This is a genomic window from Polynucleobacter sp. MG-28-Ekke-A2 (genome assembly GCF_035012985.1).
GTDB lineage: Bacteria > Pseudomonadota > Gammaproteobacteria > Burkholderiales > Burkholderiaceae > Polynucleobacter.
In genome coordinates, this window is record NZ_JAYGQU010000034.1 from 1 (window position 1) to 7,974 (window position 7,974).

Genomic DNA, 7,974 nt, shown 5'->3' on the forward strand with positions numbered 1-7,974 from the left:
CGGTCTGCCACCAAGCGTAGAAAGTTATTCCCTAACGACACAGCGGCAACTAAAGTGATTTACTTGGCCATCTTGCAAGCATCAAAGAGATGGACGATGCCGATTCGGAACTGGAGAGCAGCGCTCACCAATAGCCCCGCGGTGAACTTACACAGAAATATTTACAGGGTCGGGAAAATTGCAAATCCAAATTATTTAGAAAGCATATTTGCAGATAACCCATTAAAATTTATAAAAAGATCAAAGCTTGCATGTAAAGATGATAATAATCAATCTATTGTTATTACTGTAAATCGCGTTCAGGATACTCATTTAAATCCAGTTGATAATTCTGCGAAGACTAGTATCGAGCAACTAGATTATATATACAATAAAAAAAATAAAAAATTAGACATACAGAAAATTTCAAAATTAAAAAATAATAAAATTCATGTAGGCGCTGAATACTTTATTCTTAAAGGAGATGGATTTATCAAATCCAACAATAAAGTGAAAAATATTAGAAGTTTCTATAAAATAATTATTCGCCTAGGAAAAAATATCATTAAAAATATCATTTTTTTGATAAAAAATGATATTAACGAATTTGCACGTAATGCGTCAAAAGAAAACTTAAATTCGATGGTGGATAGCTTAAGGTTTGAAATAAACTCATCTAGTAATGAAAGCAAGAAGCTAAGAATTAAAAATGCTAGCGACACTATTGAGGAAATCATTAGGAAAAAAGCAAGTTTTTGTAGATTTGGTGACGGTGAATTCATGCTGATGCTTGGCTCAAGCATTCCATTTCAAATTTATGACGAAAACTTGGCTATAAGGCTGAAAGATATTTTCAAATCATCAGTAAATAATATTTTTATTGGCGCTCCCCATTTTTATTTTTATGACGGTCCACCATTGCGTAATACTCAGAAATATTTTTTACGGACATGGGTAGCAAAAAATAGAAGTCTAATTTGCAATATGGCCAATAAAGATTATCAGTATTATGACACTGCGTCAACACAGCTATATGCACTGTATGACGATTATAATTTCCCAACCTATTTTTCTAAGGTTAAGCAATTATGGGCAGGTCGCGATTTAATTGTAATATGTGGACAAAGCATATTTAATGGTATTGAAAATAATATTTTTGATTCTGCTGATTCGATCAATTATGTTTATGCCCCCTCAAAAAATGCATTTGCTAGTTATGATACTTTGTTATCGGAAATCCTTTCTTTCGACAAAAAATCGTTAATTATTATTATTTTGGGGCCAACTGCAACCGTTCTGGCTTTTGATTTGGCTAACAGAGGTTATCAGGCCTTGGATTTTGGGCATATAGCTAAAGATTATGATTTTTATAAAAAAGGTATTAGTCATAATTCCGTAACTATCTCTGAATTTTACAAGGCTGATTAAGCAATAATTATAATATTTTTAAGAAATGAAACATATGGTTAGGTTAGCGGCAGCTTCCGTAACCATATCTTGCGATAGAGTTTCACTGAACGCTAAGAATATAGGATTAATCAAGTTAGATAGTATGTTAAATTTTATTGGAAAATTAAGTGAATGTTATAAATAAAATCAATAAGCTGGCAGAGGTTCAGAGTTCAAAAATTGGGAATGGTACCTCAATATGGCAGTTTTCTATTGTTTTGCCAGGCGCAGTGATTGGTGAAAACTGCAATATATGTGCAAATGTCTTTATTGAGAATGATGTTGTTATTGGTAACAATGTGACAATAAAGAATGGTGTTCAGCTTTGGGATGGATTGCGTATTGAGGATAATGTTTTCATTGGGCCGAATGTTACTTTTACCAACGACCCTTTTCCGCGGAGTAAAAAATATCCGGAAACTTTTCTCAAAACAGTTGTCGGAGCAAGAGCAAGTATAGGGGCAAATGCCACAATACTTCCTGGCGTTCATATAGGCGCAGAGGCAATGATAGGCGCTGGCGCTGTGGTAACTAAAAATGTTCCACCACATGCAATTGTTAAGGGTAACCCAGGTGTTATAACGGGTTATGTGGATACATTTCAATCATCCGTTAAATTTGATAGCATTGAAGAGGGGGATGGCGTTGCAAATCTAAGCAACTTGGGCGTTGGTGGCTGTGTCTTATATCAACTCCCTTTGGTGCATGATATGCGAGGTGATTTATCCGTTGTGGAATATGAAAAACACATCCCCTTTGTTCCTCAGCGTTGTTTTTGGGTGTTCGATGTTCCGAGCGCCGAAATCCGAGGAGAGCATGCGCATAAAACGCTGCATGAATATCTAATTTGCATTAAGGGGTCAATCAGCGTAGTCGTCGACGATGGTGCGGTTCGCAAAGAATTAGTTTTAGACAGGGCGAACATAGGTTTGTATTTACCGCCAAAGGTTTGGCGAGTGCATTATAAGTATTCTCCAGATGCAATTCTTTTAGCATTTGCCTCTACTGCATATAATCCAAGTGACTATATTAGAAATTATGAGGAATTTACAACCTATCTCAAGGAACGGAGAGAGATTTGATTCCCTTTTTAGATCTAAAATCCATTAATCTTCGTCAGAGAGAGCAATTTCATTTGGCATTAGATGCCGTGCTTGATTCCGGCTGGCTGATCTTGGGTCAGCAAACTGAAGCTTTCGAAGCAGAATTTGCCAAGTACTGTAACGTTAAGCATTGCGTGGGTGTTGCAAATGGGCTTGATGCCCTCAGCTTGGTTCTAAAAGCCTGGGATATTGGTCCGGGCGATGAAGTGATCGTACCATCAAATACCTACATAGCCACATGGTTAGCGGTAAGTCAGGTTGGCGCAAGGCCGGTGCCAGTAGAGCCGGACCTTAAAACTTATAATATTAATCCCGAGATGATTAATGCCGCAATAACACCACAAACACGAGCGATTATTCCAGTTCATCTATACGGACAGTCGGCAAATATGGAAGCTATTATGAAAATTGCTTCGGACTGTAATCTGAAAGTGCTGGAGGATGCTGCTCAAGCTCATGGTGCTCTCTTCAATGGCGCTAAAGTTGGATCACTGGGAGATGCTGCTGGGTTTAGTTTTTACCCAGGGAAGAATCTTGGTGCACTTGGCGATGCGGGTGCAATCACAACAAATGATGCTGAACTGGCAGACAAAATTAGAGCCCTTAGAAACTACGGCTCTCGCATAAAATATCAGCACGAAATTCAGGGTTACAACTGTAGGCTAGATGAATTACAAAGTGCTTTTTTACGAGAAAAACTACCATTACTTGAATCTGATAATGCACGTCGTGCTGAAATTGCAAAAAAATATATTCTTCAGCTTAGAGATTTTCCACACTTAGTTTTGCCAGTTGTTGAAGGGTGGAGTAAGCATGTATGGCATCTCTTCGTAGTGCGGTCTCCTAAAAGAGATATGCTGCAAAGACGTTTGTTAGAGTTAGGTGTTGGAACAATGATTCATTATCCTATTCCTCCGCATATGCAGGGCGCCTACTCTGACATCAAGAATGATTTTGGCTTGATGCCCAAATCTGAATTGATTCATAAGGAAATTTTGAGCCTCCCTATTGGGCCGACAATGAGCGATGAAGAGGTCGACAAGGTCATAAGCGCGGTCCGACAGGCAGTTTCTGAATTGGGATAATTAGCCTTAAGATGCTTGGAGGATTGCACGGCAAATTTTTGTCATAAGATGCGTTGTCTATGAGTCATATGAGAGGCCCGAGCAAAGATAGATTGGAAAGGTACAACGAATTAACTCCTCAGAAGCTTTGGTATGCAAAGACTACCGTTGCGCTCATTTCTCTTGTCCCAACTATTACAGTTATTGCATATGATTTGTATAAGATGGGCAATCCATCAATGGGCATTGGGCATGCTTTTAAAGACCGTTGCATATTTTAAAAAACAAAGGTATGAATGCCATGCCAATTTTTAATTACTGTAAAGAGGCTTAAATGACCAATAAACTACTTGATAAATTACAAACCGCATAAATCTTTATCAATTAAGGAAATGTTAAACATGCCTATAAATTCTATTAGCTTGCTGATACCAGTTTATAACCATGAAAAATTCATACCTGAATTATTTGAAAGTATCTGGAAGCAAGACTATAAATCAATTCAAATCATAGCGGTTGATGATGGTTCTACCGATAATTCATACGAGGCATTACTCAAATGCAAGGCGCGCTCACCTTTTGAAACGATTATTTTAAGAAAAAGTAATGGAGGGATTTGTAGCGCTCTGAATTTGGCATTAGAAAGTGCTACTGGTGAGCTAATTGCTGTATTGGCATCTGATGATTTGCTTTTGCCTAATCGTTTTTCAGAGCAAATCTCATTGTTCATAAGGTCTCCTGAGCTTAAAGTTCTTTACAATAATGGAAGATATTATCTAAATGAGAAACAATGCGGAAAGGTTCACGCATACTCAAGTCGGTATTTGTTAAGGGGGGTCAAGTCCTTACACCACTATGTCACGAATGAAGTTCCCGCTCTTTTTATTCAGTCTATGCTTATTAAAAGATCCTTTTTGCATGAGATTGGGGCATTTGATGAAGAGACTAATTCCGATGATTGGGCTCTGAATATAAGAATATTTCGGTCCTTAAAAAATCCTAGAGAGTTTGCCTTTAATGACGTTGATGTTTTTTTATATAGAACACATGAAGATCAGTTTCATAGAAGCTCTGTTCAAATGAATGAAGTTATCCAGAAGGTGATAATCAAGTATTTAACACCATATCAGCTTACTAAATTTAAGCTTAAATTTGAAATAACAACTTGTTTAAGGTCTATATTTAAATTCGATTTGGACGGTTCGTTAATCGCTTTTAGAGCTATTCACAGTTTGGCATGTGAAATTAAACTTACGAGACTTGATATTTTCAAGGAATTTATTTCCGCTCTATACAAATCGGCGCTTCTTAAAAAATATAAATTTTTTTCATCTAAGCCGGTTTAATACTGAAAATTTTTTCATTACAGATCCTGTACTTATAAAGTCTATCTATGATTTTTTCATAGTTATTCAGAGTTATAATGGCATTACTAGTCAAGTTTAAAATCTACTATTAACTCTCTTATATTTGATACATTTATCTAATTTAATGTGCCGTAAAATATACGTTGTAATACCACTATATAACCACTGCGATGCGAATATTTCGAGTTTTATTCATGAAATAGCAACTGCAGGGTTTATACCGATCCTTGTGAATAATAATACTCAATCAGTCTACCTGGAGAGCATCAAGATATTCAATAATGGATCCAACTTCGGGATTGCTAAGGCGTTGAATCAAGGTATTGAATTTGCATTAGATAATAATTCTGACCAGATATTGCTCTTTGATCAAGACTCTTTTTTAACGTCAGATGAGCTAATCGTTCTTAGCAATACTGCATCTGAATTATTTTCCAGTGATAATAAGATAGCAGCCGCAGGACCAATGTTCTTTGAGAGTAACACCAATCAATTTCACGGCTTTGCGCAATATGGTGTTTTAAAAATTAAAAAAGAGGTATCTGGAAACGCGCCACAGCCTTGTCTCTTTTTAATCTCTTCCGGAACTGTTCTAAGCCCAAAATGTGTAAGGCATGTAGGCTTGATGGATGAATTACTTTTTATTGATTATGTTGATGTTGAATGGTGTCTACGCGCGGCTTCCCTTGGCTATAAAATATATGGCATGCCGAATGTAATAATGAGTCATGAAGTTGGGTATTTTAAAAAACAATTTCTTTGGTACAAAATTCCTTATCATTCACAATTTAGGCTTTATTTCCAGACACGCAATTCTTTGATAATGTACATGCGCGGGTATATTCCTCTGAGATGGAAAATATGTGACATGATTTATTGCATGAAGCGTACACTTTTCTACATATGTATTGACATAGAATCGATAAAAACTATTTTTAGGGCGGTATCAGATGCAATCACATTTAAAAAGTAAAACCTGTGTTTTTACGATTGTCGCTCCAAACTATTTTGGACAGGCATTGACTCTCCAGGCTTCTCTAGAGTCCCATTTCATTGATTTTAAAGTTGTGATTGTTTGCGAAGAGGGGTTTAAAACTGATGTATTTGATAATGATAGGATAATTTACTCTTATGAGTTAGGTATTGAAAACTATGCAGGGAAGGCATTTCAATTTAATATTTTGGAGCACTGTACTAACATTAAGCCGACATGTTTTAAGTATTTTTCTTCACACGACAGCTATGATTTCATATATTACATAGATCCTGATGTCTTTTTTTATCGGACACCTGAGTCTATTAACAGCTTATTCGGGGATGCAACAGTTTTGTTAACCCCGCACACAATGACTCCTATACTCGATGATTCTAAGCCTTCGGATTTAGAGTTTCTTCGCACGGGCATATTTAATTTAGGTTTTATTGGTGTTAGACCAAGTAAAAGTGCCGATCGCTTTTTAGATTGGTGGAGCAGTCGTTGTTTGGAATTTGGTTTCAATGATACGTCTTCCGGCTTATTTGTTGATCAAAAATGGATGGATCTCTCAATTGTCTATTTTGGAAATGTTGGTTTTACCCAAAATCCTGCATTAAATGTTGCGTATTGGAATCTCCATGAAAGATGTATGACATATTTCGGAGGGGAGTATTTTGTCAATTCAGAGCCACTCATTTTCTTTCACTTTAGTGGCTTAGATGCGTTAAACCCGCAGGCTCTTTCAAAACATCAATCAAGATTCATTATCAAGAATGACACTTCACTTTATTCTATGGTCACACAGTATTCAAAAATTCTTATAGAAAATTCTATCTACAATGTGAACCAAGTGCCGTATTGTAAATTTTCAAATGGAGTGCCCATAACGGACATTGCAAGACGCTTTTTTTGGCAAATGAGTAAAAAACAATCTTTTTTGAATCCCTTTGATGCTAACGCTGAATTCTATGATTTAGCATTAAAAAAATCTCTTATCGCAATAAAGAAATCTGAGAGTCAAAGCATATCCTCCTTATCTGATATGAGTCAATTTTCACGTAAAATTTTAATCATTAATCTGATATTCAAAATTGCCCTCAAAGTACTTGGCCCCAATAAGTACTTCATGCTAATTCGGTTTTTAAAACAAAGATTTTCTATAACTTCAGTTTATTATGAATATTAATTATGTACGTTCTTTATAAATTAATAAATAATTTAGTTTTTACTTTATTTTCAAAGCAGCTTGATTTTCCTGCTCTTTTTTCAAGAAGATCTTTGAGCGCTCCTTATGATCATATTTTCTTTGATTTGGACCATAGAACCACTCATCTTGGCGATAAATTATTTTTTTTAAAAGTTGTTCGTCTTTTGAGATTGCATGGAAAAAGTGTTAGTGTTTTAGATCGGAGTGGGATATTCAATATGATTTATGAATTACTTTATTCCGAATCATCTCCTACTTTCCGTTATCCCAAATCAAAAAAATGTATACGAGTAGTTCCAAAGCCGGCATTCTTGTCAAAGATTTTTGAATATCAGAATTTCTTAATTGTCGATTTAACAGATATTCGTATAAACAAGAGGCTACCAGAGCAACTTGTTTATTCTTTGGCTAATTTTTTTGACGTAGAACTATCTTACGATTTGGACTTCCACTATCTATTCCAAGAATCTTCTATATTCGATAGAGAACATAACCGAGTTGCAATATTCAATAATTACATTGATTCTGGGAAATTCAGAAAGTTTTTTTTGCGTGAATCCCTATTGAGTAAGCAATGCATCCGATTGAAAGAGGATGGGTACAGAATTGTGCATGTTGGAACTGCAAGCGATAAAAATAGTGATAATAAAATATATAGTTTTGTAGATTTAGACTTAAGAGGTTGCTTGACAGTCGTTGATTTGTAGTATCCCCCGTCAAGCCGACATTCCTAAAGTGTTGTTTTCTGCCTTTGCTCGATAGTCTCTAGGCGATATTCTGCCAAGAGAGCTGTGCGGTCTTTCTTCGTTGTAAATCGTGATCCAGTTTT

General features: G+C 35.9%; 9 protein-coding genes and 1 pseudogene. 9 read left to right on the plus strand and 1 reads right to left on the minus strand.

The genetic code is table 11. The features are described 5' to 3' along the window. The 9 genes and pseudogenes from VC188_RS11600 to VC188_RS11635 form a co-directional block, all read left to right on the plus strand. A pseudogene (locus tag VC188_RS11600) lies at positions 1 to 126 on the plus strand (IS256 family transposase); the annotation flags it as partial. 495 nt (positions 127 to 621) lie between these two features. Beyond that, positions 622 to 1,407: a GT-D fold domain-containing glycosyltransferase gene (locus VC188_RS11605; RefSeq protein ID WP_323484068.1), complete on the plus strand. Its 786-nt coding sequence runs from the start codon at positions 622 to 624 to the stop codon at positions 1,405 to 1,407. A gap of 149 nt (positions 1,408 to 1,556) precedes the next feature. Next, entirely contained in the window at positions 1,557 to 2,510 is a 954-nt protein-coding gene (locus VC188_RS11610; RefSeq protein ID WP_323484062.1) for a WxcM-like domain-containing protein, read from the plus strand. Next, positions 2,507 to 3,616: a DegT/DnrJ/EryC1/StrS family aminotransferase gene (locus VC188_RS11615; RefSeq protein WP_323484063.1), complete on the plus strand. Its 1,110-nt coding sequence runs from the start codon at positions 2,507 to 2,509 to the stop codon at positions 3,614 to 3,616. Before VC188_RS11610 ends, VC188_RS11615 begins: the two co-directional genes overlap by 4 nt. A gap of 59 nt (positions 3,617 to 3,675) precedes the next feature. Continuing rightward, on the plus strand, positions 3,676 to 3,876 hold the full coding sequence (locus VC188_RS12085; protein ID WP_416350515.1) for a GT-D fold domain-containing glycosyltransferase: 201 nt from the start codon (positions 3,676 to 3,678) through the stop codon (positions 3,874 to 3,876). A 120-nt stretch (positions 3,877 to 3,996) separates the two neighbouring features. Next, positions 3,997 to 4,941 carry a glycosyltransferase family A protein gene (locus VC188_RS11620; protein ID WP_323484064.1) on the plus strand — a complete coding sequence of 315 codons (945 nt, stop codon included), beginning with the start codon at positions 3,997 to 3,999 and terminating at the stop codon, positions 4,939 to 4,941. A 250-nt stretch (positions 4,942 to 5,191) separates the two neighbouring features. Continuing rightward, a complete protein-coding gene (locus tag VC188_RS11625) occupies positions 5,192 to 5,935 on the plus strand; it encodes a glycosyltransferase family 2 protein (protein ID WP_323484065.1) in 744 nt (247 codons plus the stop codon). After that, positions 5,913 to 7,124 (plus strand): hypothetical protein, encoded by a 1,212-nt coding sequence (locus VC188_RS11630; RefSeq protein WP_323484066.1) that lies wholly within the window; start codon positions 5,913 to 5,915, stop codon positions 7,122 to 7,124. The genes VC188_RS11625 and VC188_RS11630 overlap by 23 nt, the downstream gene beginning before the upstream one ends. Before the next feature lie 2 nt (positions 7,125 to 7,126). Continuing rightward, positions 7,127 to 7,852, plus strand: coding sequence for a hypothetical protein (locus VC188_RS11635; RefSeq protein ID WP_323484067.1), 726 nt, complete (start codon positions 7,127 to 7,129; stop codon positions 7,850 to 7,852). A gap of 9 nt (positions 7,853 to 7,861) precedes the next feature. Here the strand turns inward: VC188_RS11635 and VC188_RS12090 are convergent. Beyond that, the coding region (locus tag VC188_RS12090; protein ID WP_215295492.1) for an integrase core domain-containing protein at positions 7,862 to 7,974 on the minus strand (113 nt) is incomplete at its 5' end.

What these genes read in the sequence shown, in the direction of transcription:
- VC188_RS11605 (WP_323484068.1), top strand. Translation starts at nt 622, where the DNA reads ATGGTGGATAGCTTAAGGTTTGAAATAAACTCATCTAGTAATGAAAGC.
- VC188_RS12085 (WP_416350515.1), top strand. Translation starts at nt 3,676, where the DNA reads ATGAGTCATATGAGAGGCCCGAGCAAAGATAGATTGGAAAGGTACAAC.
- VC188_RS11620 (WP_323484064.1), top strand. Translation starts at nt 3,997, where the DNA reads ATGCCTATAAATTCTATTAGCTTGCTGATACCAGTTTATAACCATGAA.
- VC188_RS11630 (WP_323484066.1), top strand. Translation starts at nt 5,913, where the DNA reads ATGCAATCACATTTAAAAAGTAAAACCTGTGTTTTTACGATTGTCGCT.
- VC188_RS11635 (WP_323484067.1), top strand. Translation starts at nt 7,127, where the DNA reads ATGTACGTTCTTTATAAATTAATAAATAATTTAGTTTTTACTTTATTT.